The organism is Natrinema amylolyticum (genome assembly GCF_020515625.1).
Classification (GTDB): Archaea; Halobacteriota; Halobacteria; order Halobacteriales; family Natrialbaceae; genus Natrinema; species Natrinema amylolyticum.
This window is the reverse complement of the sequence record NZ_JAIWPJ010000002.1, coordinates 698,701-721,872: the sequence shown is the minus strand read 5'-3', so window position 1 is coordinate 721,872 and position 23,172 is coordinate 698,701. Positions and strand designations below refer to the sequence as shown.

Below are 23,172 nucleotides of genomic sequence, written 5' to 3'. Positions count from 1 at the left end.
GGTGAGAACTAGACACATACGATATAGCTCTTGTGTATTGCCCGAGAGACAACACGGCCTCGAGGCGGCAAGACCGACGGTCGGCGGGTCGACCCGATAAAAGAAAGCGACACGGAGTCGTGACCGGATCCGACGGAGCGGCGGTCGACCGATGACGGACGATTACTCGGCCGGTTTCTCGCGGGCCGGCCCCTGTTGGTGGAGTTCGATGCCGACGTCATCGGGCTCAAGGACGTCCGGAAGCTCCTCGTCTCGATCGCCGGTGACGTCGGCGAGCACCTCCGTGATGTAGGCGTTGAACAGCTCTGGATGTTCGCTCATCGGGAAGTGGCCGATCTCGGCGAACTCGACGGCGGTCGCCCCCTCGCCGATCCCCTCGGCGGTCTGGCGGCCGTCCTCGGGCGTGGTCAGGTAGTCGTACTCGCCGTTGGCGATGTAGAGGGGGCACTCGTCGGCGTTGACCTGATCGAGTTTGTCTCGGTAGTCGTGATCGACGGAGTAGTAGTAGAGGTCGCCCTTGAACACGCCCGTCGCGCCCTGTTCGTAGAGATACATCGTCTCTCGTCGCGTCTGCTCTGGACTCTGGGGTGCCATCAGCCCCCAACAGGAGTAGGCGTTGACCTCCGTCGTGTTCACTTCGGGGTGGTCGAGCCAGTCGATGTAGAAGCCCGGGCTGTGAGCGCCGCACTCGAGGCCGATCAGCGCCCGAAATCGCTCGGGATACCAGTCGGCCAGCTCGAGCGCGATGTTGCCGCCCATGCTCGAGCCCATGTAGATCGGGTCCTCGAGCTCGAGGGCGTCGGCGAGGTTCACGAGCGTCTCGGTGAACTTCTCGGCCGTCATGGTGTAGTCCTCGGTCCACCACTCCTGCGAGGTCGGGGGGACCGACTTCCCGTGATAGGGCAGATCGTGGGCGATGACGCGGAATTCCTCGGTGATCTCCTCGTCGGTCAGGAGGTGGCGCCACTCCTGACAGTTGTTGCCGGCCGTGTGCTGGCAGAGCAGCGGGATCCCGTCTTCGGGACCGTTCTCCTCGAAGTAGATCCGGTGGTCGACCCCTTCTACTTCGACGTGGACGTACGACCCGCTGATCGGTTCGACGTCGCCCGGCTGGTAGGATTCGGTCATCTCAGCTCCCTCCGTCGTTGTGGGCGACCCGCATCAGATCGAGCGTTCGCTGGAACGCGCGCAGATGCTGGAAGATCCGCTTGTTGTCGCCGGTCAACTGCAGGTGGCCGTCCTCGTTGCGGACCGCGGTCCGATAGTGTGACGCGATGATCTCGTGGTTGAACGCGGGCGGGGTCTCCCGAACGAACTCCTCCCAGGTCTCGCGGTCGCCCTCGACGCCGAACGACCACTGGTGGTTCATCGTCGGATTCGGGACGAGGTTCTCGATCTCGCCGCCGTCCATTTCGAGGAGGACGCGCTCGTCCCCGATCTCGACGTAGAAGTTCTCGGAGAACTTATCGTGGCCCCTGACGTCCATTTCCGGATCGCTGTTCACCGTCTCCTTGTACGACTCCCACCACTCGTGGGTGCCGAGTTCAGTGTCAGCCATTGAAACCACACCGCACGTTTTCCGAACGGCTCAAAGTACCTCACACATTGGAATCCGACACCTCGAGTGCGAATACAACGCCGAAAGCGTGACCGGACGCGTCGACGCTGAGCCCGGTCAGCAGGTCGGTCGTGATTCGATCGCGAGGCGATCGGTCAGACGTCCGCGCGAAGTGACACTGAATCGACCATCAGTCTCTTGATCGTCCGCCCGGATATGGGAGTCAATGACTGTCGATACTGTCGGTCGGTTCGAACGTGCGCTCGAGGGACTCGAGGTGGGACTCGAACGCGTCGCGGCCGCCGATGCGAGCGAGCGGATCGAGCGGATCGTCGAGGAGCCAGCGGTCGGTGCCCCGCTGCCCTTCGAGGGGGTCTCGCTTCCGGATTCGGTGACGACCCACCCGACGACCGCCGAGGTGGCGGCCGCTCGGACCGGCGTCACTCCGGTGGGCTTCGCGATCGCGGAGTACGGCACCGTCGCCGTCGAATCGACGGCCGACGGGGCGGAGCCGATCAGTCTCTACCCGGAGCGACACGTCGCGGTCGTCGCGGAGAGCGACGTCGTGCCGGACATCAGCGCCGGCTTCGACCGACTCGAAGCGGGGTTCGACGCGGGCCGGGACAGCGTCGTCTTCGCGACCGGTCGGAGCGCGACCGCGGACATGGGCGACCTCGTCCACGGCGTGCACGGGCCCGGCGACGTCCACGTGATCGTCCTGGAGGACCGATAGGATGGCCCAACGCACGCGATCGGAGCAGGCCGACCGGATTCGACACCTGCTCGAGACCGAGGGGCCGGCGATCCACGCCCACGCGAGCGCCTCGAACGCCCGTCGAAAGGAGACCTACGGCGGAACCGACGACCTCGAGGCCCTCCGGACCGACGCGCGGGCGATCAAGGAGGACGCCATCGATCGGCTCCCCGAGTTGATCGAGACGGTCCGCGAGGCAGTCGAGGCGAACGGGGGCACCGTCTACGTCGCCGACGACGCCGCGGACGCGAACGCCTACGTGTCCGACGTGGTCCGGAGCGAGGCCGCGGACGGAGCCGACGACGGCGCAGCCGCTGCGGAGCCGTCGGTCGTCAAATCGAAGTCGATGACGACCGAGGAGATCGACCTGAACGACGCGCTCGAGGCCGACGGGATCGACGTCACCGAGACCGACCTCGGCGAGTGGGTGCTGCAGGTGGCCGACGACACGCCCTCCCACATCGTCGGTCCGGCGATGCACATCTCTCGCGAGGAGATCGCCGAGCTGTTCAACGAGCGGTTCGACCCCGACGACCCCTTCGAGACGGCCGAGGAGCTGACTCGGTTCGCCCGGGATCACCTCGGCGAGCTCATCACGGACGCCGACGTGGGGATCACCGGCGCGAACTTCGTCGTCGCTGACAGCGGGACGATCGCGCTGGTCACGAACGAGGGCAACGCCCGCAAGTGCGCGGTCACGCCCGACACGCACGTCGCGGTCGCGGGCGTCGAGAAACTGATTCCGACGCTGTCTGACCTCGAGCCGTTCGTCGATATCATCGCCAAGAGCGCGACGGGCCAGCCGATCTCTCAGTACGTGACGATGCTCTCGCCGCCGACCGACTCGCCGACGCTGGATTTCGACTCGCCCGACGAGCCGATCACGACCGGTAACGACGCGGCGGACGATATCGCGGAGACGGCGGACGACACCGGAGACCCGAACCGGGACTTCCACCTCGTCCTGCTCGATAACGGCCGCACGGACATGCGCGAGGACGACCAGCTTCGGGAGACGCTGTACTGCATCCGCTGTGGGGCCTGCTCGAACTCCTGTGCGAACTTCCAGTCCGTCGGCGGCCACGGCTTCGGCGGCGAAACCTACTCGGGCGGCATCGCGACCGGCTGGGAGGCCGGCGTTCACGGCCAGGAATCGGCCGCTGAGTTCAACGACCTCTGTACCGGCTGTACGAACTGCGTCGACGCCTGTCCGGTGAAAATCGATATCCCGTGGATCAACACCGTCGTCCGAGACCGCGTCAACCGGAGCGGCGAGCCCGAATCCTACGACTTCCTCGTCGACGGACTCACCCCCGACGAGGAGGGCAGTGGCCTCGACCCCGGCAAGCGCTTTTTCGGGAACATCGGCACCGTCGCGAAAGCCGCCAGCGCGACCGCGCCGGTCTCGAACTGGCTCGCCGACGCCGGTCCCGTCCGCGGGCTCCTCGAGCACACCATCGGCATCGACCGGCGGCGCGACCTGCCGACGTTCCGGCGGGAATCGCTCGTCGACTGGTTCGAGGGGCGAGGCGGCTTCGCCGCTTCGAAAAAGCACGCGATGCGGGCCGACTCACGGGATGTCGGGGCCGACGTCGACCGCGAGGTCGTCCTCTACCCCGACGTCTACACGAACTACGTCGATGTCGACCGCGGGAAGGCTGCCGTCCGGACCCTCGAGGCGCTCGGCGTCCCGGTACGGGTTCCCGACCTGCCGGAGAGCGGGCGCGCGGCGCTCTCCCAGGGAATGATCGCGACGGCGGACCGACAGGCCAGCCGGCTCTACGCCGCGCTGGCGGAGGACCTCGACGCCGGCCGGGACGTGGTCGTCATCGAACCCTCCGATCTGGCGGCGATGCACCGCGAGTACGAGCGCCTGCTGCCCGAGTCGTCCTTCGAGCGGCTCCGGGACGGCAGCTACGAGATCTGCGAGTACGTCTACGGCCTGCTCGAGAACGGGGCCGACCCCTCGGTCCTGTCGACCGGAGACGGTGCGGAGCCGGTCGCCTACCACTCCCACTGCCAGCAGCGCACGCTCGACCTCGAGGCACCGACCGTGGCCGTCCTCGAGCGCGCTGGCTACGCGCCCGAGACCTCGAGCGCCGAGTGCTGCGGGATGGCCGGCTCCTTCGGCTACAAGCGGGAATACTACGAGCTCAGTATGGACGTCGGCGAGCGGCTGGCGACGCAGGTCGAGGATGCAGAGACCGTCGTCGCGTCGGGCACCTCGTGTGGCGACCAGCTCGAGGCGCTGCTCGAGCGGGACGTGCCGCATCCGATCGAGTTACTCGCGCCCGGTGAGTATCGGGCGTAGCGGGCGCTCGGTAGTCTCCCGCGGCGATAGCGGCCGTTCGCAGACGTCGTCGAGACGGGGCTATCGATGCTGTCCGCCGAACCGAGCGGCCGCGGTATCGCGTGCCGCGATTCCCTCTCTCGCTTCGCGCTCGGCGACTCGAGCCTCCACTATTATGTCGGACCGGTGACTTCACGTCAGCAATGGTTTCGCTCACCGTGCGCGATCACGTTCGACCGACCGACGGCGGCTACCCGGCGGGGATCTACCGCGTCGTCGGAACGGGCGACGACACCGTCACCCTGCTCCGGGTCGGGGACGCCGACGGTCGGCGGGTCAACACCGGGGAGATCGCGACGGTCGAGGAGGCGGATCTCGCGGCGTTCGAACCGGCCGACAACCCGGACGGGAACCGACCGCTCGGAGCGACCGTGAGATCGGAACTCGAGATGCTCTACTGGCGGTTTCGCGCCTTCGGGCAGCAACTGGCAGCACGCCCGTTCCCGACCGCCGTCGCCGCGGCGCTCGTCGCGGTGGGCTACACCGGTGACTCGATCGGACCGCTCTCGGAACCCGTCGCGAGCGTGGCGCTGTTCGTCGGTGCCGTCGCCCTCGCATACGTCGGCAGCGGATATCTCGGTCGGTAGCGGCTATCTAGATCGGTAGCGTCCGCGTCGCTCGGAGATGGATCTCAGACTCGGTCAGGTTCGGAGCCCGACAGGAAGTAGTCGGTCGCTACCCTTCGAACAGCTCGTCGACCGCGTGTCGCGCCGCGAGCGCGGCGTCGTCGGCGACCTGCTCGGGGTCGGGTTCGTCCTCGCCCTCGGGCGCGTTGAGGTAGACGTCGACCTCGAGGACGCCGTCCTCGAAGATGACGGTCACGTCGTAATCGCGCACGTCGGACTGTTTGTACTGTGAAAAGATGACGCCTTCCGCGGCGTCCGAGGCCGTCTGGACGACGGTCTCGTCCGTCGGCTCGTCAGTCGGCATTTACGCGCCGCCAGCGCCCGGGCCGCCGGGGCCGGCCGGACCGCCGCCCATGCCGCCGCCGAGCAGGTCCTCGAGCTCCTCCTGGAGGCTCTCGAACTGGTCCTGGACGCGCTCTTCCTGCTTCTCGAGGGTCTCGAGTCGAATCTCGAGAGAGTCGACCTTCTCTTCGAGGTCTTCCTCGGCCTGGTCGTAGTCGGTCTCGACGAGGAGTTCGCCGACGTTTCGGTACATCGTCGTTCCCTCGTCGATGTTCTCGAGCTCGTCGAGGGCGTTCTGCGCCTCGGTGAGACTCGATTCGGCTTCCTGCTTCTGGACGGCGACTTCCTGTGCCGTCTCCTGCAGGTCCTGGAGCTGCTCGATTTTCTCTTGTGCTTCCGGCGGCAGGTTTCCTTGCATATCTCGACCGTCGCCCTCCGGACTGATAAAGCCAAGCTTTGTCTTCCGTCCCGCCGGCCCGGATCCCTATCCGCGTCCGTCCGTCGCGACCGCGTCGTCACTGGCCGTCGGCGTCGCGGCGCTGTCGGTTCGAATCACGAGATATCCGCCGATGAGGAAGAGCGCCCCCCAGAGCAGGAAGAGGGCGTCCCAGAGCAGGAGCGGGCCGGGACCGGCGGGCCAGACGTGGTGGATCCCGAGCAGTTGGTGATTAATGAGCCCCTCGACGAGGTTGAAGACGCCCCAACCCATGATCACCGCGCCCAGCAGCGTTCGCCCGGAGTTCGGCACCGAGTGAAAGCGCCACGCTCGCGAGAGCAACACGACGCCGATAATAGTGAACACGTACGTCGCGAGATGAAAGAGGCCGTCGGCCATCACGTTGAGTTCGAGATCGGTCGCGACGCTCGAGTCCGGATAGGACGACAGCATGTGGTGGATCTGGAGGATCTGGTGGAAGACGATGCCGTCGAAGAAGCCGCCCAAGCCGAGTCCGAGCGCGAGGCCGGCGATCACCAGCGGCTTGGCGTCCCGCCGCAGCCCGAGCCACGTTCCGTTCCGGTCGGCCATACGGCGGGTTCGGCAACGACGACGAAGACTGCGTTGCCTGCCGGTACAGGGCCAGTCCGACTCGCTCGACTCGAGTTACGCCGGGGCGAGAATAGCCTCGCCGGCGTCGGCGGTCCGTTCGGCGACGTCGATCAGCGAGAACCAGGTGTTCAGCGCCGCTCGGAGCGCGACCGCGTCCGCGGCGTCGATGTCGATGCGAACGCGCGAGCCGTCTCGATCGAGGGTGGTCCGCGATCGGTCGTCGTCGATCTCGCCGATCTCGCGGGCAACGCTCTCGGCGACGAGTTCGGCACGCGACGGCGTCTCGTAGTCGAACTCGAGGGTCGCGTCGTGAGAAGACACGGCGGTTACTGGACGTCGACTTCCTTGACGTCGCGGCTGCGTTCTTTCAGGAGCACGCGGTGGCCGCAGTAGGGACAGCGGACGCCACCGTACTCGTCGAGCTGGACGTCGCGTTTACAGCGGGAACATTTGTAACTCATACTGGTATCGGAACGCGTTATTCGTCGTCGTCCTCTGCGAGGGCGGCGCGGATGGAGCGCGTGACCGTGCGGCCGGCGGGGGTCTCGGGGCGGTACGCGCCGCCGGTGAAGACCTCGCCGGTCTCCTCGTTCTTCCAGATGCCGGTACCGACGCGGGTGACGTCGTCGCCGTCGACCTCGGCGTTTTCCATGTCGTCTTCGATCTCGCTGACGCGACGTCGGGCGACGCGGCCGTAGCGGGCACCGAAGCGGCCAGCGCTACCGACCTGTCCTTTCTTGGCCATAGTGGTCCACTCTATCGCCAGCGGATTCTTAAACCTGTTGAGTCGCGACGGTTCCCGCAGTCCCGACGGCTCGGCTGGCCGGCCGACCCGTCGACGGTCTCCAGTCAGGAGCCGCCGATGCGCTCGGCGACCGGCCACGCGAGCAGTTCCAGGAAGACGAGCGCGAGTGCGGCGAGGTAGCCGGCGATCGCGAGCGGCGCAGTGAGCAGTCCCGTGCCGACGCCCGGGGCCGCGAGCAGCGTGCGAACGGCGAGGCCGCTCACCGCCAACAGCGGGATCAGGGTCAGGACGGCGTCCGGTCGCTCGAGCATGGCTAATTATATCTAATTACGGCCGGGCCGTTAAGGCTCGGACAACCAGCAGGAACTGACACTTCCATCGACTTCTCACAATATTTGCTGCGGGACGCTCTCCGTCGCGGAACTGACATCGCTGGTCGACAGTCCGAAGCGCTGGCTCACATGGGAAGCGGCTACTGGAACTCCGCGTCGGCGAGCACGTCGTTGAGATCGTCTCGGATTCGCTCGCCCATCTCCCGGTCGCGAGCGGTCGTCACGACGCGGTTTTCCTGAACGCTCGAGCCGTCCCGCAGGAGCATGCGAACGTTGCCGCCGTCGTCGGCGCGGGTCACCTTCGCGCGCATGCCCGACTGCGATCCCTTCCCGCCGGCGTCGATGGGACCGGGGATCACCTTCTTGACGTGGGGGTGGTCCGCGACGGCGTGGATGGCTCGCATCCCCGTTCGGCCGCCGATGAGCGTCGAGTGACTGCCGCTGATCTTCTCGGCCGGCGGCGTCTCGACGACGTCGAGCGCGCGATTCCCGCGGCGCTCGAGGACCGCCCGAACGGGATCGTCGTCGTCGACGCGGTAGAAGGGGTGGTGGATGTCCTCCCGGACGGCGCGAATCACCGCACGCGTACCGCCGGCGTAGACCTCTTCGGGACGCTTCCGGCGGATCTCGTCGCCGATCAGTCCGGCGAAGTTCCGGAGTTCGATCGGTTCGTTCTCGCCGTCTTCGGGCGTCGTCGTGATCGTCGTCTCGCCCAGTACCTGCTCGTCGACGTCGATCTCGGCGTCTCTCGCCGTCGGCTCGTCGGGCTCGCCGGCGAGCAGCGTGATGGTCGCCCTGTCGCGCGCCGCCTCGAGGACGATCGCCTCGGTGTTGGCCTCCCGACAGACCAGACAGAAGTCCCCGGGTTTCTCGAGCGGCGATGCGCAGTTGCGACACTCCATATCGGAGATTCGAGAGACAGATGTAAAACAGGCGTGTTTCCGACCGGACCCGGTGTTCGGTGGTCGTTCGTCGGTCGAACGCTTCGAAAAGAGTTGTTTCCGGGACGGGTGACGGGCGGTCGAGACGGGCGAATGATTTCCGTCCGCCATCGATCGATTGGCTCCCCCTTGTGAGCCGACTTCCTAAACTGTGCTGGCTCTGAAATACCAGTTGCCGCGACAGTCGGCCGTTACAGGATTCGATCGAAGACGTTCCGCACCGGCTCCGTGTCGACGACGTCGTAGGGGACCCGAAGCGGGGAGATCGACACCTCCTCCTCGAGGACGGCGTGGCGGTCGGTGTCCTCGGCGTCGGGGATGTCCCGGTTCGCCATCTGTTGCCAGAGGCGGTTGGTCAGCTGAAACGCGCCGTCCTCGAACGCCGCGTCCATCTCGTAGACCTCGGTCGGGCGCGTGATCGCGACCCCGTTGGGATCGCGGTCGGGACGCGGCACGTTGACGTTCAGGTAGTCTACGCGATCGAACAGGCCGGTGCCGGGGAGGCCGGTCACGAGATCGGCGGCGAGCTCGCCCGCTCGCTCGAAGTCGGCGGGCTCGAGGTCGTCGTCGTAGCCCAGCGTGTCCATCGAGATCGCGATCGACGGGGTCCCGAGGAAGGCGGCCTCCATGGCGGCGCTGACGGTCCCCGATCGGGAGAAGACGTAGGCGCCGAGGTTCGCGCCGGAGTTACAGCCGGAGACGACGAGATCCGGTTCGGGCTCGAGGCCTTTCGCGCCGACGATGGCGCAGTCACAGGGGGTGCCGTCGACGGCGTAGCCGAGTTCGTGGTCGGTGTGGGGGACCGGCGAGGTGAACGAGTCCGTCTCTAGGTTCAGCGAGAAGTCGTCATCGCCGTCGCGCGACGAACTCGTCCGGCCGTAGGAGAGCGATCTGCCGACCGCGCTCCGGTTCCGGTCGGGCGCGACGACGGTGACCGTCCCGACCGCCGAGAGCGCGTCGTACAGCGCCCGGATACCGGGCGCGTCGATCCCGTCGTCGTTCGTCAGGAGAATGTGGGGCTCCGAGTCCAGTTCCATTGCCGTACTCGTTCGGTAGCGGGCGAGCTACGTATCAGTTCGGTTCCCGGACGATGACCGATCGACCGCGTCCGAGAGAGACGTCCCGCACGCCGGACAGTATCGCGCGCCGTCGGCGGCGACCGCGCCGCACTCGGGACAGGCGACGGCCTCGTTCGGTTCGGCGATCGCCTCGAGGGCTTCGCCGCAGGACGGGCAGTAGTCGGCGGCCGGCGGAACATCCGCGCCGCAGGCCGGGCAGCCGACGGCGTCGTCCCAGAGGACGCGCCGACGCGACTTCGAGACGTAGTTGTACGCGCCCCACGCGATGTTTCCCAGTCCCATCGAGAACCAGAACGTCAGGACCGCGACCAGGACGTGCGAGACGACCGAGCCGAACTCCCGGTCGACCATCACGACGCGGTCCGGGGTCTCCTCCTCAATCGTCCAGCCCTGAGCCACGAGCTCGTCGATCTCTCGTTGCAGTCGTTTGCTGTGCATAGGTGCCATAGGGCTCGAGCGAGCAAAAGGCTGTCAGCGACCGGGGGCCGGCACCGCTCCGTTTATATTCCACTGTGACGTTCAAGAAATATGATCGAATTCGGGGATATGAGCCTCGCAGTCGCAGCGATCGCGCAGGCGGATCCCGGCGTCAATATCGATATCGGGACGACCGACGGCCTCCTCGGGGGTGCGATCGGTGCCTTCCTGACTACGCTAGTCGTCGGCGTGATCCTGGTCGCCGTCGCGCCCGACTATACGGAGCGAATGATGGCGGACGTCCTCGAGGAACCCGTGGGGACGTTCGCGTACGGCATCGTCTCACTGCTGGCGATCGGCCTCCTGATACTCCTCCTGGTCGTCACTATCATCGGGATCCTGATCGCGTTCCCGCTCTTCGTGCTCGCGTATCTGGTGTGGGCGATCGGCGGCGCGATCGCCTACCTCGCGATCGCCGATCGACTCGTCGGGCGCAACGACGAGTGGTTCAAGCGGCTGTTGGTCGCTGCGGCCATGAGCGGCGCGCTCGCGCTGACCGGCGTCGGCGGGATTCTGGCTGTCTGTATCGGTGCTGCCGGTTTCGGCGCGGTGCTTCGGGACTATCTCGAGTGAGAGCGCGAGGTCAGTGCAGGCGTGCCGACACCCGGTCGATCACCGGACTGTGCGAGACGCCCGCCGCGCGGTACATCCGCCCTTGCACGAGAATCGAGACGAGCAATCCGCAGGCGAGAATGGTCGGATACCACGTCGTCGGAACGCCGTTCCAGTGGACCCACGACGCGCTCGCGACGCCGGCGGTGGTGACCAGGATCGAACTGGCGAGATGGAGCCGCGAGAGCAGCGGTTCGCGCGATCGCTGTTCGTCGGTATAGATGCGCTGTTCGGCCAGACCCAGCACTCCCTGAACGACGTACACCGCCGACATGAACAGCGAGAACGGCTCGAACATACGGAACCCTTTCGTGGCAGATAGTTAACTATTTTGTCGAGAGGAACGATCGCCAGTTCGACCGAGAGTCGAAACGGTTGTCGCCGTCACCACGGCAGGTAGCGTCGGAGACGGGTCACCATCGCCGTCACCACGGCAGGTAGCGTCGGAGACGGGTCACCATCGCCGTCACCACGGCAGGTAGCGTCGGAGACGGGTCACCATCGCCGTCACCACGGTAGGTAGCGCCGGAGACGAGCCACCACCGACGGCTCGTGTCGGACCCGGAGCGTCGTTCCCTCGGCGTCGAACACCGCCTCAGTGGCGGGAATCCGTTCGCCGTCCGGCATTTCGAAGAACTGCTCGCCGGCCGGTACCGTTCCGCCGCTGCCCGCCCCGAACAGCGCCTTCGATCGCCCCGTCGGCTCCGGAACGGGTTCGCTGTACTCGATCTCGTACACCGTCTGCCCGTCTTCGGTCGTCTTCCGCCAGTCGACGATCTCGCGGGTCTCGTTCGTTCCGATCATACGTGGAGATTTGCCCGGGTCGCTGGCCGACGAGTGACGAAGTCCATTCGTTCGGTACCAGTCGCGACGGCATGCTAAAGGCTTCGGCGCGGAGTTCGCCGAGCGACTCGAGCGGCGACGGTCGGCCTCGAGCCAAGGGAATCAGCCGAGATCGACCGAATTCACCTTCAGATACTCCCGCGAGACGACGGTCGCATACGACCCCTTCGGCAGCGCGAACTCGAGGGTCAGCGGCTCCGTCTCGAGGCGCAGGTCGGTCCGGAGGAGCACGGCCCGCCGCGTCCCGGTCGAATCGAACTCGCCGGGGAGGTCGAAGTCCGCGGGCTCGAGGCCGAGGTCGTCGAGAACGGCGCGCTCGATCTCGCCCTGCTCGCCGTCGGCGAGTTCGGTCTCGGTGCCGACCAACGGCGCGGTGACGAACGCCCGGCCGCGCTCGCAGTGGCGGGTCACCGAGTCGACCCGGCGCTCATCGACGCGCTGGAGCCGGTCGGTGTCGGGCAGTGCGAGCCCGTCCGGAGCGTCGGTATCGGAGAAACAGACGACGTCGCCCTCGACGGGGCGATCGAAGGGGAGCCCGCGCTCGAGCCGCTCGGAGAGCATCAGGTTGAACGCGTAGGACTGGGCGGCGTGGACGAACAGCCGCTGGAGGTTCGACGGGACCCGCTCCAGAGCCTCCCGGAACTCTTCGGGACCGGGCTCGCCGTCGTACTCGGCGAGCGCGTGGATCATCGAGCGCTCGTAGCGCAGGCGGTGCGGAACGCGCTCGAGGGCTTCCTGCCAGTCGCGGGTCTCCTCGACGAAGGTCCGGGCCTCCTGCGTCGACTCGGGTTCAGCCTCGGTCGGGTTCCCGAGGTAGGCCATCACCGCGCCCTCCCAGTCGTCGCGGGCGATCGCGAGGCCCACCTTGTGGGTCACCGGCCGACGGCTGCCGAAGCGCTGCTGGCCGAAGAAGTTGGGGACGCCGATCGAGGTCGCGTCCTCGCTCGAGCCGTCCGCGCTGCCGCCGCTCCGATGTCGCTCGTCGAGGCCGCCGAACTCGCACAACGCGTCCGTGATCGCCGCGGCGTTTTCCGGCCGCTCGGGATCGGTGACCACGAGTTCGAACGCGTTGCCCGCGAGGTCGCCGAACTCGAGGTTCCGCCCGGCCCGCCCGAGCACCTCGATCTCGACGCCATCGATCTCCGGCAGGTCCGCGGGGTCGGCCCCGTAGACCGAGAACAGCTGGGTCGTCACGGCGTACTTGTCCTTCGTGCCGGCCCAGTTGACCCGCTCGCGGGAGATCCCCAGCGCGTCCGAGAGCCGCGAGGCGAAGTCGTTGGTGTCCCACCCCTGCAGCGTCGCCCGAAAGACGAGGTGCGGGTAGGCGTCCGTCGGCGCGTCGACGGGTTCGGTGTCGAAGCGCTCGAGTTCGCGCACCCGGAAATCGGCGTCGTCCTCGCGGAGACGGCCGCCGACGCCGTCCGCGTCGCTGACGTAGTACTCCATACCGACGGCCTGCTCCGTGGGGTGGCCTGGGCGCATACTGATTGCCGTCGATTCGAGTGCCGCGCGTAAATCGGTTCGTTCTCGCGTCGAGCGACGGGCCGCGGATTCGGATCGGTTCCCCGCGGGTTCGGGTCAGCGCGCCGCGATCAGTCCGTCCGCGGGATCGACCGCGCGCCCAGCGCGAACGCGAGGACGGCGAGAACGGTGAGAATCGCGAGGTTCGCGAGCGCGGGATCGACGCCGGCGACAGCGGGCGTTTCCGCGCCCGAATAGGTCGCGGCCCGCACGCCGCGAGCGAAGTACGTCAGCGGCGAGAGGTTCACGAGCGGTTCGAACCAGCCGGGCAGTTGCGACAGCGAGATGAACGTCTCCGAGAGGAACAGGAGGGGAAGGCCGATCGCGTTGCTGGCGGCGACCGCGCCGTCCTGCGAGTCCGTGTAGCTGCCCAGCATCGCGCCGACGCCGCAGAAGCAGACGACGCCGACGAGGATGTAGGGCACCAGCAGCGGCGAGAACGCGATCTCCGCGCCGGTCAGCAGGATAACCAGTCCGAGGATGAGCAGGCTCGCCAGCCCGATGATCGCGGCGTTGACGACGGTCTGGGCGAGCAACCACTCGCCGCGAGTCAGCGGCGTCGTCGCGAGCTTCTCGAAGCGGCTCCCCTCGCGGTGGCGCGCGACCTCGCTTCCCATTCGCGACAGCGGGGTGAACAGGACGACCACGGCGAGATAGCCCGGCACGTAGTAGGCCGCCGGCTCCGTGAACAGGCCCTCGCCGGTCGGATCAGTGCGGATCAGCGCGCCGAAGATGACGATCAGGATCACCGGGAAGAAGAAGGTGAAAAAGACCGCCGTCCGCCGCCGGATAAACGAGCGCCACCCGGCGCTCGTCTCGGCTCCGACGCGTCCCATCCGGCTCATGCGGTCTCACCCGCCTGCGCGAGATCCGAACCGGCCCCGCCGTCGTCGCCGTCGCTCTCGAGTCGATCCGTCCGCTCCCGCTCGGTCGCGTCCGCCAGGGAAAGGTAGACGTCCTCGAGGTCGGGTTCGGCCCACGAGAGCTCGGTGTACTCGATGTCGCGGGACTCGAGATAGTCGACGACGGCCCCGATCGCGGCGGGATCGATGTCGCGGACGACGACCGCGCTATCGGGGCTTCGATTCCGGCCGCGCTCGGGGCGTTCGACCGGGTACTCGAGGTCGTCGAAGGCGTCCGGGTCGGCCGCCGTTTCGACGGTGAGCCGACTCGAGCCGCCGTGGTCGCGGATCAGGCGTTCGGGCGGCCCCTGTGCGACGAGCGAGCCGTCGGCGAGCAGGCCAACGCGGTCGGCCAGTCGCTCGGCCTCGGCCATGTCGTGAGTGGTCAGGACGACCGTCGTCCCGCCCGCGGCGAGGTCCTCGATCAGCCGCCAGACGGTGCGCCGGCCGGCGGGATCGATGCCGGTCGTTGGCTCGTCCAAAAAGAGCAGGTCGGGGTCGTTGACCAGCGCGGAGCCGACGCAGACGCGGCGCTGCTGGCCGCCCGAGAGGTCCTCGTACCAGGTGTCGCCGGTATCGACGAGGCCGACGTCGGCAAGCACGTCGTCGGGATCGCGCGGGTCGTCGTAGAGTCCGGCGTAGTAGGCGAGCAGTTCCCTCGCGCTGAGTCTGTCGGGCGGCGAGAACGCCTGTGGCAACACGCCGAGCCGGTCGCGATCGACGGCCGTCGGCGACGCGCCGAGGATCCGCGCCGTCCCGCCGTCGGGCGCGGTCGTCCCCGTCAGCGCCCGGACGAGCGTCGTCTTGCCGGCCCCGTTCGGACCGATCAGCGCGAAGACCTCGCCGCCCTCGACCGACAACGAGGCCTCGGACAGGGCGACGGTCTCGCCGTAGGCCTTCTCGAGGTCCGTCGCTTCGACTACGGCTTCCATACGGGTCGGTTCCGGCGCGGCGTGGGTAAGGGGTTCGGTTCCCGCAGGCGCTCCTCACTTCGCGCTCACGGTGTTACCGTTCGCATCGCGGTTCTCACTCACTTCGTTCGTTCCGAACCGCGCTCTTGCCCTCGCAGGTGCAACCGTTACCCGTCGGTCCGTGATAGCGGGTCGGGAATGCCACAGCTCGGCTACACTCTCTCGAGCGAGGAACACGGCCCGAACGAACTCGTCGATATCGCTCGCAGCGCGGAGGACGCCGGTTTCGACTTCCTCTCGATCTCGGATCACTTCCACCCGTGGGTCTCCGCCCAGGGGGAGTCGCCGTTCGTCTGGTCGACGCTTGGCGGGATCGCGACGGCGACCGACGAGATCGAGGTCGGCGTCGGCGTCACCTGTCCGACGATCCGGATCCATCCGGTCAACGTCGCCCACGCCGTCGCCACCGTCGACGAGATGCTCGGCGACCGGTTCACCTTCGGCGTCGGCACCGGCGAGAACTTAAACGAGCACGTCACCGGCGAGCGCTGGCCCGAACACGACGTGCGCCTCGAGATGCTGAACGAGGCCATGGACGTGATGCGCTCCCTCTGGACCGGCGAGACGACGAGCCATCACGGCGAGCACTACACGGTCGAGAACGCGCGGCTCTACACGGTGCCGGACGAGCAGCCGACGACCATCGCGAGCGCCTTCGGCCCGCAGACGGCGCAGTGGACCGCCGAGACCGCAGACGGCCTCTGGTGTTCCGGTCCGAAGGAGGAGCCGGTCGAGGCCTACGAGGACGCCGGCGGCGACGGGCCGACGTACACCCAACTGCACGGCTGCTACGCAGACAGCGAGGAGGCGGCGATCGAGACGATCTACGAGCAGTGGCCCAACGGCTCGATCCCGGGCGAACTCGGGCAGGAGCTACCGACGCCCGCCCACTTCGAGCAGGCCGCCCAGATGGTCGAGAAAGAGGACATCGCCGAGGCCGGAACCACGACCGAGCCCGACGCGCAGGCCCACATCGACAGCATCCAACAGGCGGTCGACGCCGGCTACGATCACGTCTACTTCCACCAGATCGGCGAGGAACAGGAGAAAGCCATCGAGTTCTACCAGGACGAGGTGCTCCCCTCCTTCGACTGACCGCCGGCGGATACTCGAGGGGAGTCGCCTGTCTAACGCTGCGTGCTCGAGCCACCCGCGGCGATCTGACGATACCGATCGCCACCTCGCCGCTTCCAAACGCGTTTTGATGGTCGCAGCTAAACCGCCACTCATGGAGTACACGACGCTCGGTGATACGGGCACGACAGTCTCGAAACTCTGCTTCGGCACGTGGCGCTTCGGAAAGGAAAGCGACGGCACCGTCGAGACCGACCGCGAGGAAGCGCACGAACTGCTCGACGCCTGCTGGGAGCACGGCATCAACTTCATCGACACCGCGAACGTCTACGGCGATCCGAACGGCAAGAGCGAGCGCTGGATCGGCGAGTGGCTCGAGGATCGGGGCCACCACCGCGAGGACCTCGTCCTCGCCTCGAAGGTCTACTTCCCGTTCAACGGCCGGGGCGAGCCCGGACCGAACGACTCCGGTCTCGGGCGCAAGCACATCCGCGCCCAGATCGAGGGGACCTTAGAGCGGCTCGGAACCGACTACCTCGACCTCTACTACATCCACCGCTGGGACGAGAACACACCGATCCGGGAGACCATGCAGACGCTGACCGAACTCGTCCGCGAGGGCAAGGTCCACTACCTGGGGGCCTCGAGCATGGCCGCCTGGAAGCTCACCAAGGCGCTGTGGACCAGCGACGTCGAGGGCCTCGAGCGCTTCGACGTCACGCAGCCGATGTTCAACGCCGCCGACACGGACGACGTGAGCGACTACCTCGAGGTCTGTGCGGACCAGGACGTCGCCGTCTGTCCGTACTCGCCGCTCGCGGGCGGCTTCCTGACCGGCAAGTACGACCGCGCCGAGGACGGCTCCGTCGAGGCGCCCGACGGCTCTCGAGGTAGCCTCGACGAGATGTTCGGCGACTACTACGCGACCGAGCAGGCCTGGGACGTCCTCGAGACCGTCGAGTCCGTCGCGGGCGAGGTCGACGCCACGCCCGCGCAGGTCTCCCTGCGCTGGCTGATGGAACAGGACCGGTTTACCTGCGTGCCGATCGTCGGCGCGCGGACGCCCGACCAGCTCGAAGAGAACGTCGGCGCGGTCGACCTCGAGCTCTCCGACGACCAGTTCGAGCGGATCGACGAGGCTCGCGACGCGGACGCCGACGGCTATCGCTGAGTTCGGGAATCGTACTGCAGGATCAGTACTCACAGTGCGATTCGCTCACTCGAGGTGCAGACTGATCGTCCGGCCTGCGGTGGCGCGCGCTGGACCGCGTCGAACGAGCGGTGAGACGCGGGCCGAAACTGCGCGAGGGCTTCGTGAACGGAGTGAACGAAGGCGTGGAAGACGCGAAGCGTCTTCCTGTGGATGAGTGAGCGACGAGAGGAGCGAACGAATCGGCTGGGGAGGGCGTGGCTGCTCCTTGGTGCCACGGTAGCAGGACACTTTGCTCCCAGGTCATGTTAGGGATCACCGGCACACACTATATTCAACTGCCAGTAATCGAAGTGCAGTGTCCTGCTACCGTGGCAACGGTGAGAACCACACCCTCCCCAGCCGATTCGCTCAGTCGCGTTGCTCCCTCACTCATCCCTCGCACGAGGTCGTCGCCTGCCCTCGCTGCCGCTCGGGCACTCGACAGCGCGCGCCACCGCACGCCGAGGACCGGATCGGAGTAAGTACTGAGAGAGACAGTCCTCGCCCGTTCTCCCCGCGATTACCGTCTACGCTCCGTTGCCAGCCGTCGGCTCGAGCCCGATCCGGTACTCCGTCAGGTTCTCGTAGCCGTCCTCGGTGACGACCACGAGGTCCTCGATGCGGACGCCGCCGACCGCGGGATCGTAGATGCCGGGTTCGATCGAGATCACGTGTCCGGGCTCGAGTTCGCCGCCCGAGGGCGAGACGCTGGGCTGTTCGTGGATGTCGAGGCCGACGCCGTGGCCGGTACTGTGGATGAATCCCGTCTCGGCGTTGGGATCGCTTCGCAGCGTCTCGTAGCCCGCGTCCTCGATCACGTCGCAGGCCGCGTCGTGAACGTCGGCACCCGTCGCGCCGGCCGCGACCGTCTCGAGGGCGGCCTCGTAGGCGTCGTGCGTGACCTCGTACCGCCGTCGGGCTTCCTCGCCGGGATCGCCGCGGGCGAACGTCCGCGTCATATCGGCGAAGTAGCCCGTCTCCTTGTCCCGCGGGAAGATGTCGATCACGATCAGTTCGTCGGGCTCGAGCGGGCCGCTGCCCCGATCGTGAGGGTCCGCGGCGTCGGCCCCGCAGGCGACGATGGTCTCGTCTAACGCACAGCCGTGGCGCAGCAGGGTGACCTCGATCTCTTCGGTGACGCGTTCACTGGTGAGCGGTTCGCCGTCGTGGACCAGGATCCCGTCCTCGACGTCCGCGGTCGCGATCAGCTCCTCCGCCCTCGCCATCGCGGCCTCGTTGGCCCGCTGGCTGGCCCGAATCTGGTCGACCTCCCACTCGGTTTTCGTCGCGCGGATGTCCGTCACGATGCCCTCGCGTTCGACCGTCACCGCGAGGCCGCGCTCGCGGAGTCCGTCCGCGGTCCCCGTCGGGAAGTTTCGAGGGACCGCGAGGGAGGCGACGTCGTGATCTTCGAGAAACGCTGCGAGGGTGCGAATCTTCCCCTCGTACTGGCCGTGGTCCGCCACCAGTCGCTGGTAGTCGTACGCGGCCCGGCGGGTGACCGAGTCGGCGTTCGCCTCCGCGTTCGCTCGGCCGTACTCGAGCCCGGAGACAAGCAGGTGGACGCCGTCGGCCGTGACGAGCGTCTGGTAGGGATCCGGCGCGGTAAAGCCCGAGACGTACCGCTGGTCCGAGTCCGAGGCATCGTCATCGATCAGGTAGCCGTCCAGGTCTTCGGCCGCCAGATACTCGCGGAGCGCCGAGAGATCGACGTCGACGTTCATAGACGGACGTGTGACGGCGGCCTACATAATCCCGGGGATCCCGGTCGTCTCGGATCGATTCGAACCCACAAACTTATCAATAAAGGTGGCAATTCCCCGCGTATGAATCGCCGCCGGATCCTGGCAACGGGGGCCGCAGTCGCACTCGGCGGCTGTACGAGCTATACGTCCGATACCGACGACACTCCCTCGAGCGAGGCGCTCATTCGGGACGCAATCGAGCGGCGGGGAGGCATGACCGACCTCGAAGCGCGGCGGCTCATCCGAGTCGAAACCACCGAGGACAGGGCCGAGCGGACCGAAGCGATCGCTCGAGAGCCGCCGGCCAAGCAGCGCATCGAGGTCGTCGAGTCGACCGATCCGGACGTCCCGGCCGGCTCGGTCACCGTGACGAACCGGACGGCGACGTGGGAGTACGATCCGTCGACCGAACGGGTCGAGAAGAACTACCACCCGAACAAGGCCGACACCGATCGGACGCGGCTCGTCCTCGAGAACCTGCTGTCGGAGTCTCGGCTGGGGTACGAGGGGACCGAAACCGTCGACGGTCGCGAGGCCCACGTCATCGAGACGCGGCCGCCGGTCGACGACGCCGGGCCGAAGGTCGAACTGGTAGTCGGTGATACGACCTACGTCATGCCGGTGGACGTCATTCAGGACCTCGAGGAACTGGAGGTCACTCGAACGGTGTGGATCGACGATGAGTACCGGTATCCGATCAAGGAACGAACTGTCCACACGGAGAGCGGCGAGGTCCGGCACGAACTGACGGTCACGTACAGGGATCTCTCGATCGATCGGGGTCTCTCGCGGGACGCGTTCACGTACGAGCTGCCGCCGGACGCGACCGTCGTCACGGACGGTCGCCCCCCGGAGGGCGTCTTCGATTCCCGAACTGCCGCCGAAGCGGCCCTCCCCTACGAGCTGCCGGATCCCGACGTGCCGGACGCGTACGAACTCGACCGCGTCACCGTCGTCGAGCGGGAGAAATCGGTCGGCGGAACCACCGCGACGCTCTGGTACGACGACCCGGACGTCGTCGCACGCGAACTCTACGTGGCCGTGCGGGAGTTCCAGCGGTTTGATCCCGACGCCCTCGAGGAGATCGAGATCGACGGCTGGACGGCCTATCGGAGCGACGGAAAGAAACGGAGCGTCTTCTGGACCTGTGACGATCTGAGCTACGAGGCCTCGGCCCTGCTTCAGGACGCCCCGCTCGAGGAGATCGCGGCGTCGATCGGGTGCCGATAGCGGCGGCGCGCGCTGGGGACGTCCGAGCGGTATCGGGGACGCCGCTGACGCTGTGCGAGTCGACTGGAGGGTGTCCTCCTCGTCACCGTCACGGGACGCTCCGGTTCCGGTCGATCACGCCGGTCCGTTCCCACGGTACCTGCAGGGATCGGTATCGGTAAGACGGACCCACCCCACAGGGCGAGCATGAACGTCACGATCACGCCCTCGAGCGTCGAGGGGACGGCGCGGGCACCGCCCTCGAAGAGTTACACCCACCGGGCGATCCTCGCGGCGGGGTACGCCGGCGAGGCGACCGTCCGCGACGCGCTCTGGAGCGCGGACACGCAGGCGACCGCTCGCGCGGTCGAGCTGTTCGGCGGCGACGTCGATCGGCGGGACGACGGGACCCTCGAGATCGACGGCTTCGACGGCCGTCCCGACGTGCCGGCGGACGTTATCGACTGCACGAACAGCGGGACGACGATGCGACTCGTCACCGCCGCGGCGGCGCTTGCGGACGGCACCACGGTGCTGACCGGCGACGAGTCCCTGCGGTCCCGACCCCAGGGACCGCTGCTCGAGGCCCTCTCCGATCTCGGGGCCGAGGCGGACAGCACCCGCGGAAACGGTCAGGCGCCGCTGGTCGTCAGCGGCCCGCTGTCGGGCGGCGAAGTCTCGATTCCGGGCGACGTCTCCTCGCAGTACATCACCGCTCTCCTGCTGGCCGGCGCGGTCACCGACGAGGGGATCGCGATCGACCTCGAGACGGAGCTCAAGTCCGCGCCGTACGTCGACATCACGCTCGAGGTGCTCGAGGATTTCGGCGTCGAGGCTCGCCACACGGACGCCGGCTTCGAAGTCGACGGCGGACAGTCCTACGAGCCAGCGGGCGGCGAGTACGCCGTGCCCGGGGACTTCTCGTCGATCTCGTACCCGCTCGCCGCGGGTGCGATCGCCGGCGATACGGGCGCGGGCGTCCGCATCGACGGTGCCCAGCCCAGCGCACAGGGCGACAGCGCCATCGTCGAGATCGTCGAGCGGATGGGTGCCGACATCGACTGGGACCGGGACGCGGGGACGATCGACGTCTCGCGGGCCCCGCTCTCCGGAATCGAGGTCGATGTCGAAGACACGCCGGACCTGCTGCCGACGATCGCGACGCTCGGTGCGGTCGCGGACGGCGACACCCGCATTACGAACGCTGAGCACGTCCGGTACAAGGAGACCGACCGGGTGAGCGCGATGGCCGAGGAGCTGGGCAAGATGGGCGTCGAGAGCACCGAAGAGCGGGACTCGCTGACGATCCACGGCGGCGAGTCGACGCTCGAGGGCGCGACCGTTCGCGGCCGAGCGGACCATCGAATCATCATGGCGCTCGCACTTGCCGGCCTCGTCGCCGACGGCGAGACCACCATCGAGGGGGCCGATCACGTCGACGTCTCGTTCCCCGGCTTCTTCGGCATGCTCGAGGAACTCGGCGTCTCGCTCGAGCGACGGGAATAGTACCGCCGTCGGCTATCTTTCCGATTCTTCGTCGTCCTCATCGGTGGCTTTCCGGCAGGGGTAGCTATTTATATCCACGAAAAATTATGTCATACAATGTCAGCTAACACGCCGGTAATCGTTAGCGCTGTAAGAACTGCACAGGGAAGAGAAGACGGTGCGCTCGCGGACGTTCGCAGCGAGGACCTCTCGATCCCGCTGGTCGACGAGATGCTCGCCGAGACGGGCGTAGAGGGCGATTCCGTCGACGATCTGATGTGGGGCTGTGCGCAGCAGCGCTCCGAGCAGCGAACCAACATCGCGCGACAGATCGCACTCTTTTCGGAACTGGGCGAGTCGGTTCCCGCGACGACCATCGACCGCCAGTGTGCCTCCTCAGCGCAGGCGATCATCAGCGCCGCGGACTCGATCGCCGCGGGCCGCCACGACGCGGTCATCGCCGGCGGCGTCGAGAGCATGAGCCGCGTCAAGATGGGCGCGGCCGACAGCGGCGAGATGTATCCGAAACTCGACGAGGAGTACGGCATGCGGAACCTCCAGATGGGGATGACCGCCGAGAAGGTCGCCGAGGAGTACGACATCAGCCGCGAAGAGCAGGACGAGTACGGCGCGCGCAGCCAGCAGCGCGCGGTCGAAGCGACCGAGGAAGGGAAGTTCGACGACGAGATCGTTCCGATCGAGACCGAGGACGGCGTCCACGACGAGGACGAGGGCCTCCGTCCGGGGACGACCCCCGAGAAACTCGCCGAACTCCCGACGGTCTTCAAGGAGGACGGCACCGTCACGCCCGGCAACGCCTCCCAGATCGCCGACGGCGCTGCCGGCGTCATGCTCACTAGCAAGGAGTTCGCGGACGAGAACGACCTCGAGGTGCTCGCGGAAGTCGGGACCAGCTACGTCGCCGGCGTCGACCCGACGATCATGGGCGTCGGTCCGGTGCCGGCGACCGAGGGCCTGCTCGAGCGCGCGGGTCGCGAAATTGACGACTACGGGCTGGTCGAGATCAACGAGGCCTTCGCCAGCCAGACGCTGTACTCCCAGCGCGAACTCGGCATTCCGGACGACCAGCTCAACGTCAACGGCGGCGCGATCGCGATCGGGCATCCGCTCGGCTGTTCCGGTGCGCGCCTGCCGGTGACGCTGATCCACGAGATGAACCGCGAGGGCGTCGACCGCGGCATTGCGACCGAGTGCGTCGGCTTCGGCCAGGGAGCGGCGATCGAATTCGAACTGCCCTGAAACGCTCGATTTCGGTTTTTTGGTCCAGATTTTGCGAGGCCGTTCGCGAACGAAGTGAGCGAATCGGCCGAGACAAAAGGTGGTCGCGTCAGGGAGCGGCGATCGAGTTCGAACTGCCCTGAAACGCTCGAGCGTAGACGTCTCCGTGGGCGGGCGAGGAACGTGG

Annotated in this window: 27 protein-coding genes; 9 read left to right on the top strand and 18 right to left on the bottom strand. The window is 67.2% G+C overall.

Features of this window, described 5'->3' with window-relative positions:
• Window positions 1-162 precede the first annotated feature (162 nt).
• Together LDH66_RS13820 and LDH66_RS13815 are read right to left on the bottom strand one after the other, a co-directional pair.
• On the bottom strand, window positions 163-1,128 hold the full coding sequence (locus LDH66_RS13820; protein ID WP_226481654.1) for an alpha/beta fold hydrolase: 966 nt from the start codon (window positions 1,126-1,128) through the stop codon (window positions 163-165).
• A gap of 1 nt (window position 1,129) precedes the next feature.
• On the bottom strand, window positions 1,130-1,558 hold the full coding sequence (locus tag LDH66_RS13815) for a hypothetical protein (RefSeq protein ID WP_226481653.1): 429 nt from the start codon (window positions 1,556-1,558) through the stop codon (window positions 1,130-1,132).
• Window positions 1,559-1,784: 226 nt separating this feature from the next.
• On the opposite strand from LDH66_RS13815, the gene LDH66_RS13810 reads away from it, so the two are divergent.
• The 3 genes from LDH66_RS13810 (at window position 1,785) to LDH66_RS13800 (ending at window position 5,249) form a co-directional block, all read left to right on the top strand.
• Entirely contained in the window at window positions 1,785-2,291 is a 507-nt protein-coding gene (locus LDH66_RS13810; protein WP_226481652.1) for an LUD domain-containing protein, read from the top strand.
• A gap of 1 nt (window position 2,292) precedes the next feature.
• A complete protein-coding gene (locus LDH66_RS13805; protein WP_226481651.1) occupies window positions 2,293-4,623 on the top strand; it encodes an LUD domain-containing protein in 2,331 nt (776 codons plus the stop codon).
• 182 nt (window positions 4,624-4,805) lie between these two features.
• Window positions 4,806-5,249, top strand: coding sequence for a hypothetical protein (locus LDH66_RS13800; protein ID WP_226481650.1), 444 nt, complete (start codon window positions 4,806-4,808; stop codon window positions 5,247-5,249).
• A gap of 88 nt (window positions 5,250-5,337) precedes the next feature.
• Here LDH66_RS13800 and LDH66_RS13795 read toward each other — a convergent pair whose 3' ends face one another.
• The 10 genes from LDH66_RS13795 to LDH66_RS13750 all read right to left on the bottom strand — a co-directional run bounded on the left by LDH66_RS13795 (window position 5,338) and on the right by LDH66_RS13750 (window position 10,153).
• The gene (locus tag LDH66_RS13795; RefSeq protein WP_226481649.1) at window positions 5,338-5,592 is read right to left on the bottom strand and encodes a DUF3194 domain-containing protein; all 255 of its coding nucleotides are present in this window, start codon (window positions 5,590-5,592) and stop codon (window positions 5,338-5,340) included.
• Window positions 5,593-5,988, bottom strand: a complete 396-nt coding sequence (locus tag LDH66_RS13790; protein WP_226481648.1) for a prefoldin subunit beta — start codon at window positions 5,986-5,988, stop codon at window positions 5,593-5,595.
• Between the two features lie 66 nt (window positions 5,989-6,054).
• Entirely contained in the window at window positions 6,055-6,597 is a 543-nt protein-coding gene (locus LDH66_RS13785) for a DUF2243 domain-containing protein (RefSeq protein ID WP_226481647.1), read from the bottom strand.
• Between the two features lie 75 nt (window positions 6,598-6,672).
• On the bottom strand, window positions 6,673-6,939 hold the full coding sequence (locus tag LDH66_RS13780) for a KEOPS complex subunit Pcc1 (RefSeq protein ID WP_226481646.1): 267 nt from the start codon (window positions 6,937-6,939) through the stop codon (window positions 6,673-6,675).
• Window positions 6,940-6,944: 5 nt separating this feature from the next.
• On the bottom strand, window positions 6,945-7,079 hold the full coding sequence (locus tag LDH66_RS13775) for a DNA-directed RNA polymerase subunit P (RefSeq protein ID WP_006181151.1): 135 nt from the start codon (window positions 7,077-7,079) through the stop codon (window positions 6,945-6,947).
• 17 nt (window positions 7,080-7,096) lie between these two features.
• On the bottom strand, window positions 7,097-7,363 hold the full coding sequence (locus LDH66_RS13770) for an eL43 family ribosomal protein (protein WP_226005897.1): 267 nt from the start codon (window positions 7,361-7,363) through the stop codon (window positions 7,097-7,099).
• A gap of 104 nt (window positions 7,364-7,467) precedes the next feature.
• Window positions 7,468-7,674, bottom strand: a complete 207-nt coding sequence (locus LDH66_RS13765; RefSeq protein WP_226481645.1) for a hypothetical protein — start codon at window positions 7,672-7,674, stop codon at window positions 7,468-7,470.
• Between the two features lie 161 nt (window positions 7,675-7,835).
• Window positions 7,836-8,597, bottom strand: a complete 762-nt coding sequence (locus LDH66_RS13760) for a DUF2103 domain-containing protein (RefSeq protein WP_226481644.1) — start codon at window positions 8,595-8,597, stop codon at window positions 7,836-7,838.
• 230 nt (window positions 8,598-8,827) lie between these two features.
• Window positions 8,828-9,673 (bottom strand): 5'/3'-nucleotidase SurE, encoded by an 846-nt coding sequence (gene surE, locus LDH66_RS13755; protein ID WP_226481643.1) that lies wholly within the window; start codon window positions 9,671-9,673, stop codon window positions 8,828-8,830.
• A 27-nt stretch (window positions 9,674-9,700) separates the two neighbouring features.
• A complete protein-coding gene (locus LDH66_RS13750) occupies window positions 9,701-10,153 on the bottom strand; it encodes a zinc ribbon domain-containing protein (RefSeq protein ID WP_226481642.1) in 453 nt (150 codons plus the stop codon).
• A gap of 90 nt (window positions 10,154-10,243) precedes the next feature.
• On the opposite strand from LDH66_RS13750, the gene LDH66_RS13745 reads away from it, so the two are divergent.
• A complete protein-coding gene (locus tag LDH66_RS13745) occupies window positions 10,244-10,765 on the top strand; it encodes a DUF8173 domain-containing protein (protein ID WP_226481641.1) in 522 nt (173 codons plus the stop codon).
• Between the two features lie 10 nt (window positions 10,766-10,775).
• On the opposite strand, the gene LDH66_RS13740 is transcribed toward LDH66_RS13745, so the two are convergent.
• The 5 genes from LDH66_RS13740 to LDH66_RS13720 all read right to left on the bottom strand — a co-directional run bounded on the left by LDH66_RS13740 (window position 10,776) and on the right by LDH66_RS13720 (window position 15,002).
• Window positions 10,776-11,102: a hypothetical protein gene (locus LDH66_RS13740; protein ID WP_226481640.1), complete on the bottom strand. Its 327-nt coding sequence runs from the start codon at window positions 11,100-11,102 to the stop codon at window positions 10,776-10,778.
• A gap of 209 nt (window positions 11,103-11,311) precedes the next feature.
• Window positions 11,312-11,608 (bottom strand): hypothetical protein, encoded by a 297-nt coding sequence (locus LDH66_RS13735; RefSeq protein ID WP_226481639.1) that lies wholly within the window; start codon window positions 11,606-11,608, stop codon window positions 11,312-11,314.
• A gap of 141 nt (window positions 11,609-11,749) precedes the next feature.
• Window positions 11,750-13,129 (bottom strand): tRNA pseudouridine(13) synthase TruD, encoded by a 1,380-nt coding sequence (gene truD / locus LDH66_RS13730; RefSeq protein WP_226481638.1) that lies wholly within the window; start codon window positions 13,127-13,129, stop codon window positions 11,750-11,752.
• A gap of 110 nt (window positions 13,130-13,239) precedes the next feature.
• The gene (locus LDH66_RS13725) at window positions 13,240-14,013 is read right to left on the bottom strand and encodes an ABC transporter permease (RefSeq protein ID WP_226481637.1); all 774 of its coding nucleotides are present in this window, start codon (window positions 14,011-14,013) and stop codon (window positions 13,240-13,242) included.
• The gene (locus LDH66_RS13720; RefSeq protein ID WP_226481636.1) at window positions 14,010-15,002 is read right to left on the bottom strand and encodes an ABC transporter ATP-binding protein; all 993 of its coding nucleotides are present in this window, start codon (window positions 15,000-15,002) and stop codon (window positions 14,010-14,012) included. Before LDH66_RS13720 ends, LDH66_RS13725 begins: the two co-directional genes overlap by 4 nt.
• Before the next feature lie 177 nt (window positions 15,003-15,179).
• On the opposite strand from LDH66_RS13720, the gene LDH66_RS13715 reads away from it, so the two are divergent.
• Together LDH66_RS13715 and LDH66_RS13710 are read left to right on the top strand one after the other, a co-directional pair.
• Window positions 15,180-16,136, top strand: a complete 957-nt coding sequence (locus LDH66_RS13715) for a TIGR03557 family F420-dependent LLM class oxidoreductase (protein ID WP_226481635.1) — start codon at window positions 15,180-15,182, stop codon at window positions 16,134-16,136.
• Between the two features lie 133 nt (window positions 16,137-16,269).
• Complete coding sequence (locus LDH66_RS13710) at window positions 16,270-17,286, top strand: aldo/keto reductase (protein ID WP_226481634.1); 1,017 nt, start codon at window positions 16,270-16,272, stop codon at window positions 17,284-17,286.
• A 548-nt stretch (window positions 17,287-17,834) separates the two neighbouring features.
• Here LDH66_RS13710 and LDH66_RS13705 read toward each other — a convergent pair.
• On the bottom strand, window positions 17,835-19,031 hold the full coding sequence (locus tag LDH66_RS13705) for a M24 family metallopeptidase (protein WP_226481633.1): 1,197 nt from the start codon (window positions 19,029-19,031) through the stop codon (window positions 17,835-17,837).
• Between the two features lie 102 nt (window positions 19,032-19,133).
• Between LDH66_RS13705 and LDH66_RS13700 the strand changes: the two genes are divergently transcribed.
• From LDH66_RS13700 to LDH66_RS13690, 3 genes are all read left to right on the top strand, one after another.
• The gene (locus tag LDH66_RS13700; protein WP_226481632.1) at window positions 19,134-20,282 is read left to right on the top strand and encodes a LolA family protein; all 1,149 of its coding nucleotides are present in this window, start codon (window positions 19,134-19,136) and stop codon (window positions 20,280-20,282) included.
• A 186-nt stretch (window positions 20,283-20,468) separates the two neighbouring features.
• Complete coding sequence (gene aroA, locus LDH66_RS13695; RefSeq protein WP_226481631.1) at window positions 20,469-21,767, top strand: 3-phosphoshikimate 1-carboxyvinyltransferase; 1,299 nt, start codon at window positions 20,469-20,471, stop codon at window positions 21,765-21,767.
• A gap of 96 nt (window positions 21,768-21,863) precedes the next feature.
• Complete coding sequence (locus tag LDH66_RS13690) at window positions 21,864-23,006, top strand: thiolase family protein (protein ID WP_226481630.1); 1,143 nt, start codon at window positions 21,864-21,866, stop codon at window positions 23,004-23,006.
• Window positions 23,007-23,172: the final 166 nt, after the last annotated feature.